Origin of the sequence: Pseudomonas sp. PLMAX (assembly GCF_046042685.1) — a bacterium.
Lineage (GTDB): Bacteria > Pseudomonadota > Gammaproteobacteria > Pseudomonadales > Pseudomonadaceae > Aquipseudomonas > Aquipseudomonas putida_AE.
This window is the reverse complement of sequence record NZ_CP064949.1, coordinates 6,835,261-6,852,347: the sequence shown is the minus strand read 5'-3', so window position 1 is coordinate 6,852,347 and position 17,087 is coordinate 6,835,261. Positions and strand designations below refer to the sequence as shown.

18 protein-coding genes and 1 pseudogene are annotated in these 17,087 nt (G+C 56.1%); 11 read left to right on the top strand and 8 right to left on the bottom strand.

Annotated features, from left to right (window positions below):
* Positions 1–112: 112 nt before the first annotated feature.
* The 9 genes from mdcA (at position 113) to madM (ending at position 7,367) form a co-directional block, all read left to right on the top strand.
* Positions 113–1,783 (top strand): malonate decarboxylase subunit alpha, encoded by a 1,671-nt coding sequence (gene mdcA / locus DKB71_RS31300; RefSeq protein WP_408599223.1) that lies wholly within the window; start codon positions 113–115, stop codon positions 1,781–1,783.
* Positions 1,783–2,658: a triphosphoribosyl-dephospho-CoA synthase gene (locus DKB71_RS31295; protein WP_408599222.1), complete on the top strand. Its 876-nt coding sequence runs from the start codon at positions 1,783–1,785 to the stop codon at positions 2,656–2,658. Before mdcA ends, DKB71_RS31295 begins: the two co-directional genes overlap by 1 nt.
* Entirely contained in the window at positions 2,658–2,957 is a 300-nt protein-coding gene (locus DKB71_RS31290) for a malonate decarboxylase subunit delta (RefSeq protein ID WP_274075632.1), read from the top strand. The genes DKB71_RS31295 and DKB71_RS31290 overlap by 1 nt, the downstream gene beginning before the upstream one ends.
* Positions 2,950–3,801 (top strand): biotin-independent malonate decarboxylase subunit beta, encoded by an 852-nt coding sequence (locus tag DKB71_RS31285; protein WP_408599221.1) that lies wholly within the window; start codon positions 2,950–2,952, stop codon positions 3,799–3,801. Before DKB71_RS31290 ends, DKB71_RS31285 begins: the two co-directional genes overlap by 8 nt.
* The gene (gene mdcE, locus DKB71_RS31280; protein ID WP_408599220.1) at positions 3,798–4,601 is read left to right on the top strand and encodes a biotin-independent malonate decarboxylase subunit gamma; all 804 of its coding nucleotides are present in this window, start codon (positions 3,798–3,800) and stop codon (positions 4,599–4,601) included. The genes DKB71_RS31285 and mdcE overlap by 4 nt, the downstream gene beginning before the upstream one ends.
* The gene (locus DKB71_RS31275) at positions 4,595–5,215 is read left to right on the top strand and encodes a malonate decarboxylase holo-ACP synthase (protein ID WP_408599219.1); all 621 of its coding nucleotides are present in this window, start codon (positions 4,595–4,597) and stop codon (positions 5,213–5,215) included. Before mdcE ends, DKB71_RS31275 begins: the two co-directional genes overlap by 7 nt.
* The gene (gene mdcH / locus DKB71_RS31270) at positions 5,212–6,123 is read left to right on the top strand and encodes a malonate decarboxylase subunit epsilon (RefSeq protein WP_408599218.1); all 912 of its coding nucleotides are present in this window, start codon (positions 5,212–5,214) and stop codon (positions 6,121–6,123) included. Before DKB71_RS31275 ends, mdcH begins: the two co-directional genes overlap by 4 nt.
* Positions 6,124–6,184: 61 nt before the next feature.
* Positions 6,185–6,601 (top strand): malonate transporter subunit MadL, encoded by a 417-nt coding sequence (madL, locus tag DKB71_RS31265; protein ID WP_408599217.1) that lies wholly within the window; start codon positions 6,185–6,187, stop codon positions 6,599–6,601.
* A gap of 1 nt (position 6,602) precedes the next feature.
* Complete coding sequence (gene madM / locus DKB71_RS31260) at positions 6,603–7,367, top strand: malonate transporter subunit MadM (protein WP_020797401.1); 765 nt, start codon at positions 6,603–6,605, stop codon at positions 7,365–7,367.
* Positions 7,368–7,525: 158 nt separating this feature from the next.
* Here the strand turns inward: madM and DKB71_RS31255 are convergent, their stop codons facing one another.
* From DKB71_RS31255 to DKB71_RS31235, 5 genes are all read right to left on the bottom strand, one after another.
* The gene (locus tag DKB71_RS31255) at positions 7,526–8,791 is read right to left on the bottom strand and encodes a hypothetical protein (protein WP_408599216.1); all 1,266 of its coding nucleotides are present in this window, start codon (positions 8,789–8,791) and stop codon (positions 7,526–7,528) included.
* A complete protein-coding gene (locus DKB71_RS31250) occupies positions 8,788–9,315 on the bottom strand; it encodes a hypothetical protein (protein WP_408599215.1) in 528 nt (175 codons plus the stop codon). The genes DKB71_RS31255 and DKB71_RS31250 overlap by 4 nt, the downstream gene beginning before the upstream one ends.
* Positions 9,296–10,159 carry a DUF692 family multinuclear iron-containing protein gene (locus DKB71_RS31245; protein ID WP_408599214.1) on the bottom strand — a complete coding sequence of 288 codons (864 nt, stop codon included), beginning with the start codon at positions 10,157–10,159 and terminating at the stop codon, positions 9,296–9,298. Before DKB71_RS31245 ends, DKB71_RS31250 begins: the two co-directional genes overlap by 20 nt.
* Before the next feature lie 24 nt (positions 10,160–10,183).
* On the bottom strand, positions 10,184–11,947 hold the full coding sequence (locus DKB71_RS31240) for a B12-binding domain-containing radical SAM protein (protein ID WP_408599213.1): 1,764 nt from the start codon (positions 11,945–11,947) through the stop codon (positions 10,184–10,186).
* Positions 11,948–12,205: 258 nt separating this feature from the next.
* Positions 12,206–12,331, bottom strand: coding sequence for a hypothetical protein (locus DKB71_RS31235; RefSeq protein WP_408599212.1), 126 nt, complete (start codon positions 12,329–12,331; stop codon positions 12,206–12,208).
* A gap of 419 nt (positions 12,332–12,750) precedes the next feature.
* Between DKB71_RS31235 and DKB71_RS31230 the strand changes: the two are divergent.
* Positions 12,751–12,960, top strand: a pseudogene (locus tag DKB71_RS31230) (malonate transporter subunit MadM); the annotation flags it as partial.
* A 66-nt stretch (positions 12,961–13,026) separates the two neighbouring features.
* Here the strand turns inward: DKB71_RS31230 and DKB71_RS31225 are convergent.
* Positions 13,027–13,941 carry a LysR substrate-binding domain-containing protein gene (locus tag DKB71_RS31225; RefSeq protein WP_323606601.1) on the bottom strand — a complete coding sequence of 305 codons (915 nt, stop codon included), beginning with the start codon at positions 13,939–13,941 and terminating at the stop codon, positions 13,027–13,029.
* Positions 13,942–14,033: 92 nt separating this feature from the next.
* Here DKB71_RS31225 and DKB71_RS31220 point away from each other — a divergent pair, with 92 nt between their 5' ends.
* A complete protein-coding gene (locus tag DKB71_RS31220; RefSeq protein ID WP_408599211.1) occupies positions 14,034–14,651 on the top strand; it encodes a hemolysin III family protein in 618 nt (205 codons plus the stop codon).
* 99 nt (positions 14,652–14,750) lie between these two features.
* On the opposite strand, the gene DKB71_RS31215 is transcribed toward DKB71_RS31220, so the two are convergent.
* Both DKB71_RS31215 and DKB71_RS31210 read right to left on the bottom strand, forming a co-directional pair.
* Complete coding sequence (locus tag DKB71_RS31215) at positions 14,751–15,470, bottom strand: 16S rRNA (uracil(1498)-N(3))-methyltransferase (protein ID WP_408599210.1); 720 nt, start codon at positions 15,468–15,470, stop codon at positions 14,751–14,753.
* 179 nt (positions 15,471–15,649) lie between these two features.
* Entirely contained in the window at positions 15,650–17,056 is a 1,407-nt protein-coding gene (locus DKB71_RS31210) for an adenosylmethionine--8-amino-7-oxononanoate transaminase (RefSeq protein WP_408599209.1), read from the bottom strand.
* Positions 17,057–17,087 lie beyond the last annotated feature (31 nt).

Sequence of the window (17,087 nt, the reverse complement as noted above, 5' to 3'; positions counted from 1 at the left end):
GGCCTCAATCGATTCATTACCCTAACCGTAACAATCCACCACTCTGCTTGATTGATGCCCCCACCCATCGCTCCTACTGTGACCCCCACGACAGCGAACCCGTGGAGTGGTCATGACAACAACAATATCCCCCGACTCGCGATGGACGCGGCGGCGCAGCGAGAAGCAGCGGCGTCTTGCGCAGGTGCGAGACCTGGCTGACGGTGTGGTGTTGCCCACCGACAAGATCGTGGCGGCGCTGGAAGCGTTGATTCTGCCCGGCGATCGTGTGGTGCTGGAGGGCAACAACCAGAAGCAGGCGGATTTTCTTTCCCGTTCCCTGGCCAAGGCCGACCCCGCGAAGCTGCATGACCTGCACATGATCATGCCCAGCGTCGGTCGCTCCGAGCACCTGGACCTGTTCGAACGTGGCATCGCCCGCAAGCTCGATTTCTCCTTCGCCGGCACCCAGAGCCTGCGCATCAGCCAGTTGCTGGAAGACGGCCTGCTGGAAATCGGCGCGATCCACACTTACATCGAGCTCTATGCGCGACTGGTGGTCGACCTGATTCCCAACGTGGTGCTCAGCGCCGGTTTCATGGCCGACCGCGCCGGCAACATCTATACCGGGCCCAGCACCGAAGACACCCCGGCGCTGATCGAGCCGGCCGCCTTCAGCGACGGCATCGTCATCGTCCAGGTCAATCAGTTGGTGGACGATGTCAGCGACTTGCCGCGGGTCGACATTCCCGCTTCCTGGGTCGACTTCGTGGTGGTGGCGGACAAGCCGTTCTACATCGAGCCGCTGTTCACCCGTGACCCCCGGCACATCAAGCCGGTGCATGTGCTGATGGCGATGATGGCGATTCGCGGGATCTACGAAAAACACAACGTGCAGTCGCTCAACCACGGCATCGGTTTCAACACCGCCGCCATCGAGCTGATCCTGCCGACCTACGGCGAATCCCTCGGCCTCAAGGGCAAGATCTGCCGCAACTGGACGCTCAATCCGCACCCGACTTTGATCCCGGCAATTGAAAGCGGCTGGGTCGAAAGCGTGCATTGCTTCGGCACCGAACTGGGCATGGAGAACTACATCGCCGCCCGGCCGGACGTGTTCTTCACCGGGCGCGACGGCTCCCTGCGCTCCAACCGGATGTTCAGCCAACTGGCCGGGCAATACGCGGTGGACCTGTTCATCGGCGCGACCCTGCAAGTCGACGGCGACGGCCATTCTTCCACCGTGACCCGCGGTCGCCTGGCCGGTTTCGGCGGGGCGCCGAACATGGGCCACGACCCGCGCGGTCGCCGCCACGGCACGCCAGCCTGGCTCGACATGCGCCACGCCGACGCAGCCGAGCCGATGCTCGAACGCGGTAAAAAACTCGTGGTGCAAATGGTCGAGACCTTCCAGGAGGGCGGCAAACCGACCTTCGTCGAAACCCTTGACGCGGTGGAGGTGGCGAAGAAAAGCGGCATGCCGCTGGCGCCGATCATGATCTACGGCGACGACGTCACCCACCTGCTGACCGAGGAAGGCATCGCCTACCTGTACAAGGCCCGTTCGCTGGAAGAGCGCCGGGCCATGATCGCTGCGGTTGCCGGGGTGACCGCCATCGGCCTGCGCCACAACCCAAAAGATACCGCGCGCATGCGCCGCGAAGGCTTGATCGCCTTGCCCGAAGACCTCGGCATCCGCCGCACCGACGCCACCCGCGAGTTGCTTGCCGCGAAAAGCGTGGCGGATCTGGTGGAGTGGTCCGGTGGCCTCTACAACCCACCCGCCAAGTTCAGGAGCTGGTAATGCACGCACTCAACCTGCAAGCGAAAACCCTGAGCCTGGCCGAACGCTTGGCGGACCTGGCGGTGGATGCGCTGATCGATGAGGCGGACCTGTCGCCGAAGCCGGCGCTGGTCGACCGTCGCGGCAATGGCGCCCATACCGATCTGCACCTGGGGCTGATGCACGCCTCGGCGCTGGCCTTGTGGCCGGCGTTCAAGGAAATGGCGCAAATCGCTATCGAGATTGGCGAGGTTGGATTGCCGCTGCGCGAGGCCATTGGCCTGATCGGGCGGGAAGGCGAACAGGCGATGCTCGCCACCACCCACGGCGTGAATACCCATCGTGGGGCGATCTGGGCGCTGGGGCTGCTGGTCGCCGCAGTTGCGCTTGAGCCGCAATCCAGCGCTGCCGGTTCTGTCGCCTTGCGCGCCGCACGCCTGGCCTTGCTCGATGATCGTTACGCACCGCGTCCGCTGAGCCATGGCGCCCAGGTCGCTCAACGCTACGGTGCGCGCGGGGCCCGTGAAGAAGCACAACTCGGTTTCCCGGCGGTGACCCAGCGCGCGCTGCCGCAACTCAAGTGCAGCCGCGCGGCCGGCCATGGCGAACAGAACGCCCGGCTCGATGCGCTGCTGGCGATCATGACCCATCTGGCCGACACCTGCGTGCTGTATCGCGCCGGGGAAGAGGGCCTGCACACCATGCAGCTTGGCGCCCAGGCGGTGCTCGACGCGGGTGGCAGCGCCAGCCTTGCCGGGCGCCGTCGGCTGCACGAGCTGGACCAACAATTAATCGCATTGAATGCCTCGCCCGGCGGTGCTGCCGACCTGCTCGCAGCCTGCCTGTTCCTCGATCGTATCGAGTCCGGCGACGACATCAATCAGGGAGCGTTTTGATGGAAACCTTATCCTTTGAATTTCCCGCCGGGCAGCCGCCGCGCGGTCGCACCTTGGTGGGCTGTGTCGGCTCGGGCGATCTGGAAGTGCTGATCGAACCGGGTCAGGCCGGCAAGCTGACCATCACCGTGCAGACCTCGGTCAATGGCAGCGAACAACGCTGGCAGCACCTGTTCGCACGGATGTTCGACGGTCAGACCTTGCCTGCGATGGACATCGATATCCACGATTTCGGCGCCACCCCCGGCGTGGTCCGCCTGCGCCTGGAACAGGGCTTCGAGGAGATCGGCCATGACTGACAGTACAGCGCTTCTTCATAAGCACAGCTTTGTTGAGCTGGGCGCGCGGCAACGGGCCAAAGCCTTGCTCGATGCCGGCACCTTTCGCGAATTGCTCGACCCGTTCCAGCGGGTCATGTCGCCATGGCTGTCGCGCCAGGGCGTGGTGCCACAGGCCGATGACGGCGTGGTCATCGCCAAGGGCAGCGTGGAAGGTTTGCCAGTGGTGATCGCGGCCATCGAAGGGGCCTTCCAGGGCGGCAGCCTTGGTGAAGTCGGCGGGGCGAAAATTGCCGGGGCCCTAGAACTGGCTGCCGAGGACAACCGCAAGGGCATCCCGACCCGCGCCGTGCTGCTGCTGGAAACAGGTGGCGTGCGATTGCAGGAAGCCAATCTCGGGTTGGCGGCGATTGCCGATATTCATGCGGCGATTGTCGATTTGCGCCAGTACCAGCCAGTGGTTGGTGTGGTGGCCGGTAGTGTTGGTTGCTTCGGCGGCATGTCGATTGCCGCCGGGCTCTGCAGCTATCTGCTGGTGACCCGGGAAGCGCGGCTCGGGCTGAACGGCCCGCAGGTGATCGAGCAGGAAGCCGGGCTCGAAGAATACGACTCGCGTGATCGTCCTTTCATCTGGAGCCTCACCGGTGGCGAGCAACGTTTTGCCACGGGGCTGGTGGATCGCTACGCCGATGACGACGTGGCGCAGATTCGCCAGCAGGTCGGCGAACTGCTCAAGCAGGGTTTGCCCGCGCAGCAGCGCAGCACCCAGGCCGAGCTGTTTCTGCAACGGCTGGCGCGTCTGGATGCCGAACCGCAAATCGAGCCGGCCACGGTTCGCGACCTGTATCAAGGAGAGCGCCCATGAGTGCCTATTCCCTCAGAGGCTTGAACTGGTTCAACGCCTTGGCTGCCGATACCCGACCGGTTGACGGTTTGCCGGCCTCGCTGAAAGTGGCGGATGGTTTTCTTGATGAACAACCCGTGCGGTTTATCGCTGTGGTGGCCGACCCCGACAACCGTTTCGTCCGCGCTCGTCAAGGCGAAGTCGGTCTGCTCGAAGGCTGGGGCCTGGCCAAGGCGGTGGGCGAAGTCATCGCCGCCGATCAGGACAAACCGCAAAAACGCGTCTTGATCGCCATCGTCGACGTGCCGAGCCAGGCTTATGGCCGCCGTGAAGAAGCCCTCGGCATTCATCAGGCCTTGGCCGGTGCGGCGGACAGTTATGCCCGCGCCCGTTTGGCCGGGCATGCGGTCATCGGTCTGCTGGTGGGCAAGGCCATGTCTGGTGCCTTTCTCGCCCATGGGTATCAGGCCAACCGGCTGATTGCCCTGCGCGATCCGGGCGTGATGGTGCACGCCATGGGCAAGGCCTCGGCGGCGCGGGTGACCTTGCGCAGTGTCGAAGAGCTGGAAACCCTGGCCGCCAGCGTGCCGCCGATGGCCTACGACATCGACAGCTATGCCAGCCTCGGCCTGCTCTGGGAAACCCTGGCGGTGCAGCAGATCGAACAGCCCACCGCGGCGGATCTGGCGCGGGTGAGCGAGTGCCTGGCCCAGGCGATTGATGATGTTGCGCGCAATGGCACGGATCTCAGCGGTCGCCTCGGCGCGGCCCATCGTGCGGCCTCGAGCAAGGTCCGCCAATTGCTGAGGGAGCAGTGGTGAGCGGGTTCCTGGCCCACGACCTGCTGTGGGGCATGACCCCGCAGCAGCTGCCGGTGGATGCGCCTGCCTGGGTGGTTGAGTCCATCTGCGCCGGTCAGCCCGTGGTGGTGCGCCGTGCGCTGTCGACGGCGGATCGGATTGCGGTTGGCGTGCGGGGTCGTTTGCGTGAGCAGCGTTATGGGACGTCGATGGCGATGGCGGCGATCAGCCGTCGTGTCAGCCCGGAAGAGCTGTGTCATGTCGATGGCCACCGTGACCTGCCGGCGCTTGAGGCCTTGGCTCAATTGCGCCCCGTACTCGATGCCTGCGGTTGGGTCTGGGGTGTCAGCGGCAGTGCCGGGTTCGAGTTGGCCAGCGGCTTTGCGGCCCTTCATGAGGCCAGCGATCTGGATCTTATTCTGCGCACGCCACACCCTCTGGCGCGTGATCAGGCTCGGGAGCTGGTGGCATTGCTCGATGCGACTCCGTGTGTGGTGGACATGCAATTGCAGACCTCGTTTGGCGCGGTCGCCTTGCGTGAATGGGCGGGCTCTTCCACTCGGGTCCTGCTCAAGAATGCAACGGGAGCCTGTCTGGTCATCGATCCATGGAACCCGCAGGAGCAGGCAGCGTGAGCAGCTTGCTGGTGTTCCCGGGTCAGGGTGCGCAGCGGCCGGGCATGCTCCAGGGTTTGCCTCGGGAAACCCTGGGCGAAGCCAGCGATGTGTTGGGCGAAGACGTACGGCTGCTGGACTCTGCCCAAGCGCTGCAATCGACAAGGGCGGTGCAGCTCTGCCTGTTGATCGCCGGTGTGGCGGCTGCACGGCAGTTGTCATTGCCGACCGATTACGTCGCCGGGCTTTCCATCGGTGCCTACCCGGCCGCGGTGGTCGCCGGTGCCCTGGCGTTCAGCGATGCGCTGCATCTGGTCAGCCTGCGCGGTGAGTTGATGCAGCAGGCGTATCCACAGGGCTACGGAATGACCGCGATCATCGGCCTGGACCTGGCGGTGGTGGAGGGCTTGCTGGCCCAGGTTCACAGCGTCGATACGCCTGTGTACCTGGCCAATATCAACGCCGACAACCAGGTGGTGATTGCCGGCAGTGACGCGGCGATGAAAGCGCTGGCCGAGCTGGCAAGAGCGCGTGGGGCAGGGCTGGCCAAGCGTCTGGCGGTGAGTGTGCCGTCGCACTGCCCGCTGCTGGATGCGCCGGCGCAAACCCTCGCCGCAGCCTTCGCCAATGTGAAGCTGCAAACGCCGAAGATCGCTTACCTGAGCGGCAGTCGCGCGCGCCCGGTGATCAAGGTCGACGCCTTGCGCGACGACCTGGCCTTCAACATGTGCCGCGTGGTGGATTGGCGCGGCACGGTACAAAGCGCTTACGAGCGCGGCGTACGTCTGCAGATCGAACTGCCGCCCGGTGCGGTGTTGACCGGGCTGGCGCGCCGGGTATTCGAACAGGGCACCGTGATCGCGTTCGACGGTGCCCGGCTCGATACCCTGCAGGCGCTGTTGCGTGAGGAGGGACTGCGCCACCCCTAGACACCCTGAGGCTTCGAACAACAAGAACAACATTCGACGATGCACTTTGAGGACGACAACAATGATTATTTACGGTGTGGCGCTGCTGGCGATCTGTACGCTGGCAGGGGTGATCATGGGTGACATGCTCGGCGTCCTGCTGGGGGTCAAATCCAACGTCGGCGGGGTCGGGATCGCGATGATCCTGTTGATCTGCGCGCGGTTGTGGATGCAAAAACGCGGCGGCATGACCAAGGATTGCGAAATGGGCGTCGGCTTCTGGGGTGCCATGTACATTCCGGTGGTGGTGGCGATGGCCGCGCAACAGAACGTAGTCACGGCCTTGCACGGCGGGCCGGTGGCGGTGCTGGCGGCGATCGGCTCGGTGGTGGTCTGCGGCTGCACCATTGCCCTGATCAGCCGGACCCACAAAGGCGAACCCTTGCCCGATGAACCGGCGGAGGTTTCCCCCGTCGGCACGCCAGTAGGAGGTCGCTGATATGTGGGATCTCATCGAGAAAGGCCTGGAGCACAACGGCCTGGTCACGGCATTCGCCTTCGTCGGCGTGATCATGTGGGTGTCGGTCATCCTCTCCAAACGCCTGACCTTCGGGCGCATCCATGGCTCGGCGATCGCGATCGTCATCGGCCTGGTCCTGGCCTGGGTCGGCGGCACCATGACCGGCGGGCAAAAAGGCCTGGCGGACCTGACGCTGTTCTCCGGCATCGGCCTGATGGGCGGCGCCATGCTGCGGGACTTCGCGATTGTCGCCACGGCGTTCGAAGTGCAGGCCACCGAAGCGAAAAAGGCCGGCTTGATCGGCGTGATCGCGCTGCTGCTGGGCACGGTGCTGCCGTTCATTGTCGGCGCGTGCATGGCCTGGGTGTTCGGTTATCGCGATGCGGTGAGCATGACCACGATTGGCGCGGGGGCGGTGACCTACATCGTCGGGCCGGTGACCGGTGCGGCGATTGGCGCGACCTCGGATGTGATGGCGCTGTCGATTGCCACCGGGTTGATCAAGGCGATCCTGGTGATGGTCGGCACGCCGATGGCGGCGCGCTGGATGGGCCTGGATAACCCGCGTTCGGCGATGGTGTTTGGTGGGCTGGCCGGCACGGTGAGCGGTGTGACGGCGGGGCTGGCGGCGACGGATCGGCGGTTGGTACCTTATGGTGCGTTGACAGCGACATTCCACACCGGGCTTGGGTGCTTGCTGGGGCCTTCGTTGTTGTACTTCATTGTTCGGGGGATTGTGGGGTAGATTCTCCGAATTTGCTAATGGTCGTCTCCACATTTACCGGGTTTCATGAGCTGCTCGGTGAAATGTGGAGTTATACAAGTATAACCTTCACAGAATTGGAGACGGCTCAGATTAGCGTGGCTGAAATTTTATGAGGAAGTTGAAATGTTTGTTTGATGTTATTTAGAGGTTTTTGTTGTGGCTTGGATAATAATTATAGCTAGGCAATATGCCATCATCAGTGCAACTAGGCCATAACATAGTCCATCAATAATCCTCTCAGGATTAAAAATGAAGCTGCTTGCAGTGATGATCAGGATGATGATTAATGTTGTGGAAAGTTCGCTGACAAGAAAAAAAGATACTGCATCAGTATCGTTCGCGTTATGGAAAACTTCATTTGAGGTTAGTCGGGTAAATATAGTTCCGATCACTACGCCTAATAGACAAAACAAAGCTAGCGATAAAAAGAAAGTAATGTCCTTGTTGGTCAGTACCAGCAGTAAAGATGTGATAACAGTCGCAATCAAACAGGAGGTTGCGAGTGTGGTGTTGGATTTGCTGATGATATATCTGGATATCACAAGCCTCCCTAATACCGTAGATGCCAAAAAGACCATGTACGCAATCGCTGAGCTTCCTAACCAAGAAAACTGCTGGGCTAAGCCCAAGAGGTTGCTATGCCGATAGAGCAAACCTATTGCGTACATAAATATCAAAGATTCAAATACGTTTCCCGCAACATAGCCAGTTATTTGCACTGGATATTTGGCGGCAATAGTGAAGTGCTTAAGATATGCATGCCGGCTTGAGTGTATTAAAGTAGTTCTGCTTGTGTTGGTGGGTCGAAGATCACTGTTTGATATATATATTTGCGCTGATCTGAGTAGTAGTAGCATCGACATTATTGCTGTTGTGGCATATAAATAGGAGGTGGAATTTATTATGAGGGAGGCCGTCATTAATAAAAATAAAGGCGTTCCAATTCGAATGTATAGAAGGTGGTTGAATGCTTTGATGTAATCAGCGCTCTTGCCAGTCATCTTTATATGTAGGGCATTATAAGCTGGCCGGAAAGATGATTTTAAACAGCCTGTTCCTGCTGAGTCGCATACGAAAGCGATTAGAATTAAGCTCCAGCCTGTGTACCAATATTCAAGCAATGCTGCCCAGAATCCCAATGTCAGGAAAATAGCGCATGCCAGTTTGAATATGAATCCATAGATGGTAGTATTGGCAATGCCTAGTCTAAATACAAAGTAGTGTCCAATGTAAAATTCCACAATCAAGGAGATGATTAACTGCGTTGCAAGCGAGAATTCCAGCGAAAACTGGCCTAAATTCGGATTGCTTGCAATTAAGGCTAGTTCGAGAATTGTTGCTCCCATTGCAACGCCACCATACAACGCATCAGATCTCGCGATAAGTGTGTGTGCACTTTTCATTCGGTTACTCTATAAGTATTACCGGGCTCTAGAATAAGGGTTGCATATAGAGCGGTCGGCGCGTAGGCGCGACCGTAAAACATCAGTGTCGTATATATTGAATCAAGATCATAAGGGATTAGTGTGAATTTCTCTAAAGGTTGCTTAGTGGTGTATGCTGAAGGTTTAGTTTTGCCATTTCTATAATCTTCGTAAAGTAATAGCTCGAAATCAATATTTGAGTTCTTAGCGATATTGTTAAAAAAAATACCACAGGCTGCATCATTGAGATTTCTGTAGGTGCTCCCCGTCGTATCAATTTGTTCAAATACATTAGTTAAAATATCATCTCCATAGATTGATTGTAGGTATCTAATCGTATAAGGCCATCTTCTATTTAAATGCCTGGATATGTCTAGATATCGTCTGACGCATTCAAATGTGAAATGTTTATCGCTTTTAGAGGTTGGGGAAGTTAGAATATTTTTCGATTTATATATTTCAGTGAAAATCAAGTCGATAGTATCAGTGTTTTTTATTATCATTTTCTGATACCTCTGCGAGCGATTTTTTTACGAGGTTTATGTTACTTCGCTCAACTTCAATGGATGAGCCCTCCATTTCCAGTAAAATATTTTCCGTATTGTATGCTTGGGTGATGGTTGGTTTGAAAGCTTCCATCAGTTCAATATTGAAGGGGTCTGAGTGTTGGTCGAGCCACACAGGAATACCATTCCACATCCAGGATTTTATTCCTGATATATGTAACGTCTGGATGAAGCTCCATATTTCATGTTTGGCGTCAGGTATAGCGAAAGCAAGATTTTTGCTTTTGCAATAGCCCAAGTAATGTCCTACGTCAAAGGCCATGGAACAACCAGACTGAATGCATAGCTCTAAATAGAAATCCCAAAACGGTATGTTTCCGAACTCGCTGTATACGGGAGGATTCTCTAGTAGTATGGGTAGCTCAAGGAAATGCTTTACCCTATTGGCGTTGATTATTGTTGTTTGTAATGATTTTTTATTTAAGGGTGGATTGGTTTGATGGGCGCCTAGAAAAAGATTGCCATTTCTCCATATGCCTATGTCTTCTTCGATGTAACATACCGGGAGAGTATCAGTTATTTTTTTCAGATTTGCTAACTCTGCCATGTCGATCACCCCAGAGAAGTTTATATCTACTGGGTGTACGGAAATAGTGAAGTCAGCAGTTTCGCAAAAATCAATAATTGATTTCTCCAACCTATCCCAGGGGCGCACGCCCAAGCTGAAGTGTTTGATTGGGGCACCACGGTAAACGCTATTGGTGTTTGTTTGTAAATAGATAAATTGTTTTAGCTTATTTATATCGCCACTCACACCTAGACGTATCAAATTGATGTCCATAAAATTCACCTGCTCGAAGGATAATTATGCAGACTTTCCGATTAGTTCACCTTTTCTACCGCCAACACCAAGCGTAGAGGTTTCTAAAGCGACTCGTTTCGGCGAGTTATTTGGTTTTTTGCCGTGCAAGGTTTTTTTTAAGATAGAGGTATATGTTAGGAACTCTTTTCCTGTAAATATTGCCGTCCGCTCCCCCGTCCGCTGACAGAGCCCCCAAAGAATTTTGAATGGCATATGTCTTAGGTAAATATTAAGCAAGGATAGGTGTGCAATTTCTCCTAGCGAGGTGCTTTGTGAGATTTTTTCTATATTTATAGAAATTGCGTTCTCTAGAGAATTTAGGAGAGGTATTGCAAAATAATCTATATAGGCGTCGTAGATTTCCCTCACCTCTTGATTTTCTATAAGCTTTCTGCTGTTAGGTAAGTCGATCAAGTTGAACTTAATGCCCATTTTCCTTTCAAGATTGTCTCTAACAGGCGTTCCTGGATATATCATCATGATATTGAAATAATGATCAAAGGATTCATGCTCAGTCATCCCAGAGTTGAGCAGAAAGCTTAGATTTTCTATAATTTCTCTTTTTTGTTGGTCATGATAGAACATGATAAAGTCGAGGCCGACGTCAATTCCATTGATTTGTAAGGCCCTAATTGCGTCTATATTATCCTTTACTGTGACTCTCTTATTCATATAATCGAGCTGAGTTTGTGAGCCAGACTCAATACCCATTTCGACCAGTCTTAATCCTTGCGTAACTAATTTTGGCAATTCTGTTCGTAACTTAAGCAGATATCCTACTGTAGAAGAACTGCTCCATGTAACCTCGCCACCGAACAGCTTGTATAGTTTTTCAGAGAACTCCAGTACTCTATCTTTTCGAACAAAAAAATTAGCGTCCATCATGTAAATATGTTCAAAAGAGTATTGTTTGTGAGCCTCTGCAATCCAATTAACAAGCGTGGTCGCGTCGACAGCGCGCCACTTAGGACCATCTTTATCTGCCGCAACGATAGCGCAAAATGAGCACGCTAAAGGGCAGCCACGGCTACTGGTAAGAGCTATTGATCTTCTTTTTTTACCATCTCTCCTGTCCGTGAAATAGAGGTTTTGTAAACGCTCGGAACAATATTCCAATAACGGATTTTCCCATTCAGTTGCGGGTAGTTGTATCTTCTGTTTATAGGTTTCGTACGTTATCCCGGTTGCGGAGATCCAAACTGCATTTGGTATCTCTTGTAAGTGATTGTCTATAAATATTTGTTTTGGTGTAGGGTTTTTGTTAGTGTTTTTTGTGGGCGGAGAGGGTTGGGCTTCCTCACGAGATTTATTGAATAAATTTAGCAGTGTGGCTGTTGAGTGTTCTCCTTCACCATAAAGCGCCAGTTCAAAAGTACCATTTGACACACGTAAAAAGTCTTTCGCTGCAAGGCTTATATGCGGGCCGCCGCAGAATAAAACTGTCTCAGGTAGCGCGCTTTTAATTAATTGCCCCCAAGCGATCGCTGCTTGAACATGGCTGCTGTAAATAGATATTCCTACCAGTGCAGGTTGCCAGTCTATCAAGTCTTTCAATTCGTGAGTGTCTGACGTGTATAAGTCAGAATAATCAAATATTTTGCACTTTACATGTGGTGCATGTTTTTTTACGTAGGCTGATATGTTCTGCAGTCCCAGAGGCATTACTTTTTGCGGACCTTCGCCGTATGGCAGCGAAACTAACGCAAGTCGAGTAGGATCATAAATGTCACTGTCAATATTTAGTGAATTCCAGCACGCTTCGTTCATACGCACCCCTTGCCTCTTTGGCCTCAGACATACTGAAAAAAGCTGGATACCGCTCTGTTAGCGCTAAGGATTTTTCATGGGAATCAAGTGCTTCAATAAACTTTTTTTTCGGAATTTTCAAAAGGTGTGTGCCATTGTGGAAAAAACAGTATCCAAGTTCTGTTAAGCATAGAACACCCTCATTGATCGTAGCTCTCATGTGTTGGCAGCCTCGGATTTTAGAAGTGGGCATCGATAAACGATGCCCTGGTTATTTCATTAGAACTCTGGCGCTGTTTTTCCAGCAACCATGTCATACGTTCCATCTGGAACAGGAGTCATAACCTCAACATCGGAGGCTAATTCATCTAAGTGGTTTTCATCATTAATTATTTCGTCATTCATACCTTTCTCCTTCTGAAATGTGACACCTAAGTCACAGGATATCTCCGGTTTGACAACGTTTAAGTTAGAGCTCGGCAGATATGTAGCTGTGCGCAGCTGAGTGTCTAACCTCCTGCCACTGATGGATAGCTATCTGTGACGGTTTCATATAAGTATCGAATCAGATTGCAGTCAAATAAAAAATAAAACTTCCGAAATTTCCTAGGATATTCGTGATTTTGTAGGCCTCATCCTACTTTAAGGGAAATATCCTACAAATAGGCGGTGAATATAGATTGTTGGGTCTTCCGCTTTGGTACGATGCGTAAACTAACTTCTCGACTTTATGTCTAGAAAACAGCGCGTTAAATTAGTTTATGGGTCGTTTTGAAGGTGAGGTTAAATTTTTTCATTGCTGTGCAGTGACCAATAAAAGAGACGCGGCGCGCTGGATGGGCCTGGATAACCCGCGTTCGGCGATGGTGTTTGGTGGGCTGGCTGGCACGGTGAGCGGTGTGACGGCGGGGCTGGCGGCGACGGATCGGCGGTTGGTACCTTATGGTGCGTTGACAGCGACATTCCACACCGGGCTTGGGTGCTTGCTGGGGCCTTCGTTGTTGTACTTCATTGTTCGGGGGATTGTTGGCTGATTTCAGATTTTGAGTTGTCTGGGCTGACGCCATCGCCAGCCTGCTGGCGATGGGGGCGACTCGGTTTCAAGCCTGGCGATTGGCATACATCCGACACTCCGCCAGCAACGCCAGCAAATTCGGATCGCGTTCCTTGGCCTTCAGGAACACCACGCCAATGTGCTGTTGCAACCGATACTTCTCCTGCAACGCAATCAGCTTCACCCGGTTCTCATACACCGCCGCAATCCGTCCCGGCAGCAACGCATAACCGACGCCCGAACTGACCATGCTCAGCAGGGTGAAGATGTCGTTGACCTGCATCGCTACCTTCGGCTCGAACCCCGCCTGCTCGAATACCCGCTTCCCGTCCTGATGCGTGGCGAAGCCCTGGGTCAGGGTGATGAAGGTTTCGTCGCGGACCTCGGCCAGGTCGACTTCGCTGCGCTGGGCGAACCTGGAATCGGCGGGCGTGGCGAGGAAGATGTCGTCGGAAAACAGCGGGATCTGCTCGCAATCCGGGTCGTTGATGCTCTCGTCCAGGGACACCAGGATCGCGTCGACTTCCATGTTCTTGAGCTTGTACAGCAGGTCGATATTGGAGCCCAGGATCAGGTCGATGTTGAGTTCGCTGCGGCGGATCTTCAGGCCCATGATCAGCTGCGGCACGGTCTTCACCGTCAGTGAGTACAGCGAGCCCAGCTTGAAACGTTCCGCGGAAAAGCCGGCGGCTTCGCGGGTCAGGCGCACGGTTTCCACCACATCCTGAATCAGCTTCTGCGCCCGTTCTTCGAGCACGTAGGCGCTTTCCAGTGGCGTCAGGTTACGCCCCTCGTGCTTGAACAAGGGGCAGCGCAGGGCGCTTTCCAGGGAGTGGATGGCCCGATGTACGCTAACGTTACTGGTCTGCAATTCGGCAGCGGCGCGGGCCAGGTTGCCTGTGCGCATGAAGGCCAGGAACACCTCGAGTTTTTTCAGGGTCAACTCTTCATCGATCAGCATGGGGTGGACTCTTTTTGGAATAACCCGATTGTGCACGCATGCGGGTTGAATCGCGCAATCGCGCTTTATCGATTTTCGAGGTGGGGTAAACGATGTATCACGGGGAAAGATTGAACGCCTGGACGCATCTGGTCGGGGCAGTGGCGGCGTTTGTCGGTGGTGTGTGGCTGATCGTGGTCGCCAGCCTCGATGGCAGTCCGTGGAAGATCGTCAGCATGGCGATCTACGCCTTCACCTTGCTGGTGCTGTACAGCGCATCGACCGTGTACCACAGCGTGCGCGGACGCAAGAAAGCGATCATGCAGAAGGTCGATCACTTCTCGATCTACCTGTTGATCGCCGGCAGCTACACGCCGTTCTGCCTGGTGACCCTGCGCGGGCCGTGGGGCTGGACCTTGTTCGGGATTGTCTGGGGGCTGGCGCTGATCGGCATCCTGCAGGAAATCAAGCCGAGGTCGGAAGCGCGGGTCCTGTCGATCGTGATCTATGCGGTAATGGGCTGGATCGTACTGGTGGCGGTCAAGCCGTTGCTGGCGGCGCTGGGCACTGCCGGGTTTGCGTGGCTGGCGTCGGGGGGAATTTTTTATACGGTGGGCATCGTCTTTTTTGCCCTCGACCATCGCCTGCGCCATGCCCATGGGGTTTGGCATCTATTCGTGATCACCGGGAGTCTGCTGCATTTTGTGGCGATATTCTTTTACGTCGTTTAGACCGAGTTACGGCCATTCGCGAGCAAGCCCGCTCCCACATTTGATCGGTGGCGTTCAAGGGAGATCTACTGTGGGAGCGGGCTTGCTCGCGAAGGCGGACTAGAAGTCACCCCAGAGCTGCTGGGCCACCGCCAATGCCACAACCGGCGCGGTCTCGGTGCGCAACACTCGCGGGCCGAGGCGTGCGGCATGGAAGCCGCTGGCCTTGGCCTGATCGACCTCGGCATCGGACAAACCACCCTCCGGCCCAATCAAGAACGCCAGCGTCCCGGGCTTGGCATGGCTCACCAACGGCTCGGCCACCGGATGCAGCACCAATTTCAACTCGGCCTCAGTCTGCTTGATCCAGTCACCCAACAGCACCGGCGGATGAATCACCGGTACCCGTGAGCGGCCGCATTGCTCGCAGGCGCTGATCGCCACCTGGCGCCAGTGCAGCAGGCGTTTGTCGGCGCGTTCGTCCTTGAGGCGTACTTCGCAGCGTTCACTGAAGATCGGGGTGATTTCAGTCACGCCCAGTTCGGTGGCTTTCTGGATTGCCCAGTCCATGCGCTCGCCACGGGACAAGCCTTGGCCGAGGTGGATCTGCAACGGCGATTCCACCTGGCCGGTAAACTGTTCATTGATCTGCACCACTACGCGTTTTTTGCCGACCTCCACCAGTGTGCCGCGAAATTCATGGCCGGAACCGTCGAACAGTTGCAACGCATCGCCCTCGGCCATGCGCAGCACGCGACCGATGTAATGGGCCTGGGCTTCGGGCAACTCGTGCTCGCCGGTGCTCAGGGGGGCGTCGATGAAGAAGCGGGACAGTCTCATGCGGGATCTCTGAAAAAGGGTGTGGAGCGTCTGAAGGTCGTGCCGACCTTATCGCTGGCAAGCCAGCTCCTACAGAATATGTGGTTGCGGCAAAAATGTGGGGCGACATCCGACCTGTAGGAGCTGGCTTGCCAGCGAAAGCGGCAGACCAGACACCACAGAAGATCCGGTGAAATCAATCAACCCGGATCACGGAACCCCGGATGAAAGTCCTTCGGCACCGCCACGCTGACGCTCTCGCGGGTGGCGATGTCGATCCCTTCACTGGCCACCTCGGCAAGGAAGTCGATCTGCTCCGGGGTGATCACGTACGGCGGCAGGAAGTAAACCACGCTGCCCAACGGCCGCAGCAGCGCACCGCGCTCCAGCGCATGCTGGAACACCTTCAGGCCGCGACGTTCCTGCCACGGATAAGCCTCTTTGCTCGCCTTGTCCTTGACCATCTCGATGGCCAGCACCATGCCGGTCTGGCGCACTTCGCTGACGTTCGGGTGATCGGCCAGGTGCGCGGTGGACGAGGCCATGCGCTGGGCCAAAGCCTTGTTGTTCGCGATGACGTTGTCTTCTTCGAAGATATCCAGCGTCGCCAGGGCCGCCGCGCACGCCAGCGGGTTGCCGGTGTAACTGTGGGAATGGAGGAAGGCGCGCAGGGTCGGGTAGTCGTCGTAGAAGGCGCTGTAGACGTCGTCGGTGGTCAGGCACGCCGCCAGCGGCAGGTAGCCGCCGGTCAGGGCCTTGGACAGGCAGAGGAAGTCCGGACGGATGCCGGCCTGCTCACAGGCGAACATTGTCCCGGTGCGGCCGAAGCCTACGGCGATTTCGTCGTGGATCAGGTGCACGCCATAACGATCACAGGCTTCGCGCAGCAGCTTGAGGTACACCGGGTGGTACATGCGCATGCCGCCGGCGCCCTGGATCAGCGGCTCGACGATCACGGCCGCGACCGTGTCATGGTTTTCGGCCAGGGTCTGTTCCATGGCGGCGAACATGTTGCGCGAGTGTTCTTCCCAGCTCATGCCTTCCGGGCGCAGGTAGCAATCGGGGCTTGGCACCTTGATGGTGTCGAGCAGCAGCGCCTTGTAGGTCTCGGTAAACAGCGGCACGTCGCCCACCGACATCGCCGCCATGGTTTCGCCGTGGTAGCTGTTGGTCAGGGTGACAAAGCGCTTCTTGTTCGGTTGGCCGCGGTTGAGCCAGTAGTGAAAGCTCATTTTCAGCGCGACTTCGATGCACGACGAACCGTTATCGGCGTAGAAACACCGGGTCAGGCCTTCGGGGGTCATCTTCACCAGGCGCTCGGACAGCTCGATCACCGGCTGATGGCTGAAGCCGGCGAGGATCACGTGCTCAAGTTGATCGACCTGATCCTTGATGCGCTGGTTGATGCGCGGATTGGCATGACCGAACACGTTCACCCACCAGGAGCTGACCGCATCGAGGTAGCGTTTGCCTTCGAAATCTTCCAGCCACACGCCTTCACCGCGCTTGATCGGGATCAGCGGAAGTTGTTCGTGATCTTTCATCTGGGTGCAGGGATGCCACAACACCGCGAGATCGCGTTGCATCCACTGATTATTCAGGCCCATGTTCAGTCTCCTCGAGGCGTTCCGTGACATG

What these genes read in the sequence shown, in the direction of transcription:
- mdcA (WP_408599223.1), top strand. Translation starts at nt 113, where the DNA reads ATGACAACAACAATATCCCCCGACTCGCGATGGACGCGGCGGCGCAGC.
- DKB71_RS31295 (WP_408599222.1), top strand. Translation starts at nt 1,783, where the DNA reads ATGCACGCACTCAACCTGCAAGCGAAAACCCTGAGCCTGGCCGAACGC.
- DKB71_RS31290 (WP_274075632.1), top strand. Translation starts at nt 2,658, where the DNA reads ATGGAAACCTTATCCTTTGAATTTCCCGCCGGGCAGCCGCCGCGCGGT.
- DKB71_RS31285 (WP_408599221.1), top strand. Translation starts at nt 2,950, where the DNA reads ATGACTGACAGTACAGCGCTTCTTCATAAGCACAGCTTTGTTGAGCTG.
- mdcE (WP_408599220.1), top strand. Translation starts at nt 3,798, where the DNA reads ATGAGTGCCTATTCCCTCAGAGGCTTGAACTGGTTCAACGCCTTGGCT.
- madL (WP_408599217.1), top strand. Translation starts at nt 6,185, where the DNA reads ATGATTATTTACGGTGTGGCGCTGCTGGCGATCTGTACGCTGGCAGGG.
- madM (WP_020797401.1), top strand. Translation starts at nt 6,603, where the DNA reads ATGTGGGATCTCATCGAGAAAGGCCTGGAGCACAACGGCCTGGTCACG.
- DKB71_RS31255 (WP_408599216.1), bottom strand. Translation starts at nt 8,791, where the DNA reads ATGAAAAGTGCACACACACTTATCGCGAGATCTGATGCGTTGTATGGT.
- DKB71_RS31250 (WP_408599215.1), bottom strand. Translation starts at nt 9,315, where the DNA reads ATGATAATAAAAAACACTGATACTATCGACTTGATTTTCACTGAAATA.
- DKB71_RS31245 (WP_408599214.1), bottom strand. Translation starts at nt 10,159, where the DNA reads ATGGACATCAATTTGATACGTCTAGGTGTGAGTGGCGATATAAATAAG.
- DKB71_RS31240 (WP_408599213.1), bottom strand. Translation starts at nt 11,947, where the DNA reads ATGAACGAAGCGTGCTGGAATTCACTAAATATTGACAGTGACATTTAT.
- DKB71_RS31235 (WP_408599212.1), bottom strand. Translation starts at nt 12,331, where the DNA reads ATGAATGACGAAATAATTAATGATGAAAACCACTTAGATGAATTAGCC.
- DKB71_RS31225 (WP_323606601.1), bottom strand. Translation starts at nt 13,941, where the DNA reads ATGCTGATCGATGAAGAGTTGACCCTGAAAAAACTCGAGGTGTTCCTG.
- DKB71_RS31220 (WP_408599211.1), top strand. Translation starts at nt 14,034, where the DNA reads ATGTATCACGGGGAAAGATTGAACGCCTGGACGCATCTGGTCGGGGCA.
- DKB71_RS31215 (WP_408599210.1), bottom strand. Translation starts at nt 15,470, where the DNA reads ATGAGACTGTCCCGCTTCTTCATCGACGCCCCCCTGAGCACCGGCGAG.
- DKB71_RS31210 (WP_408599209.1), bottom strand. Translation starts at nt 17,056, where the DNA reads ATGGGCCTGAATAATCAGTGGATGCAACGCGATCTCGCGGTGTTGTGG.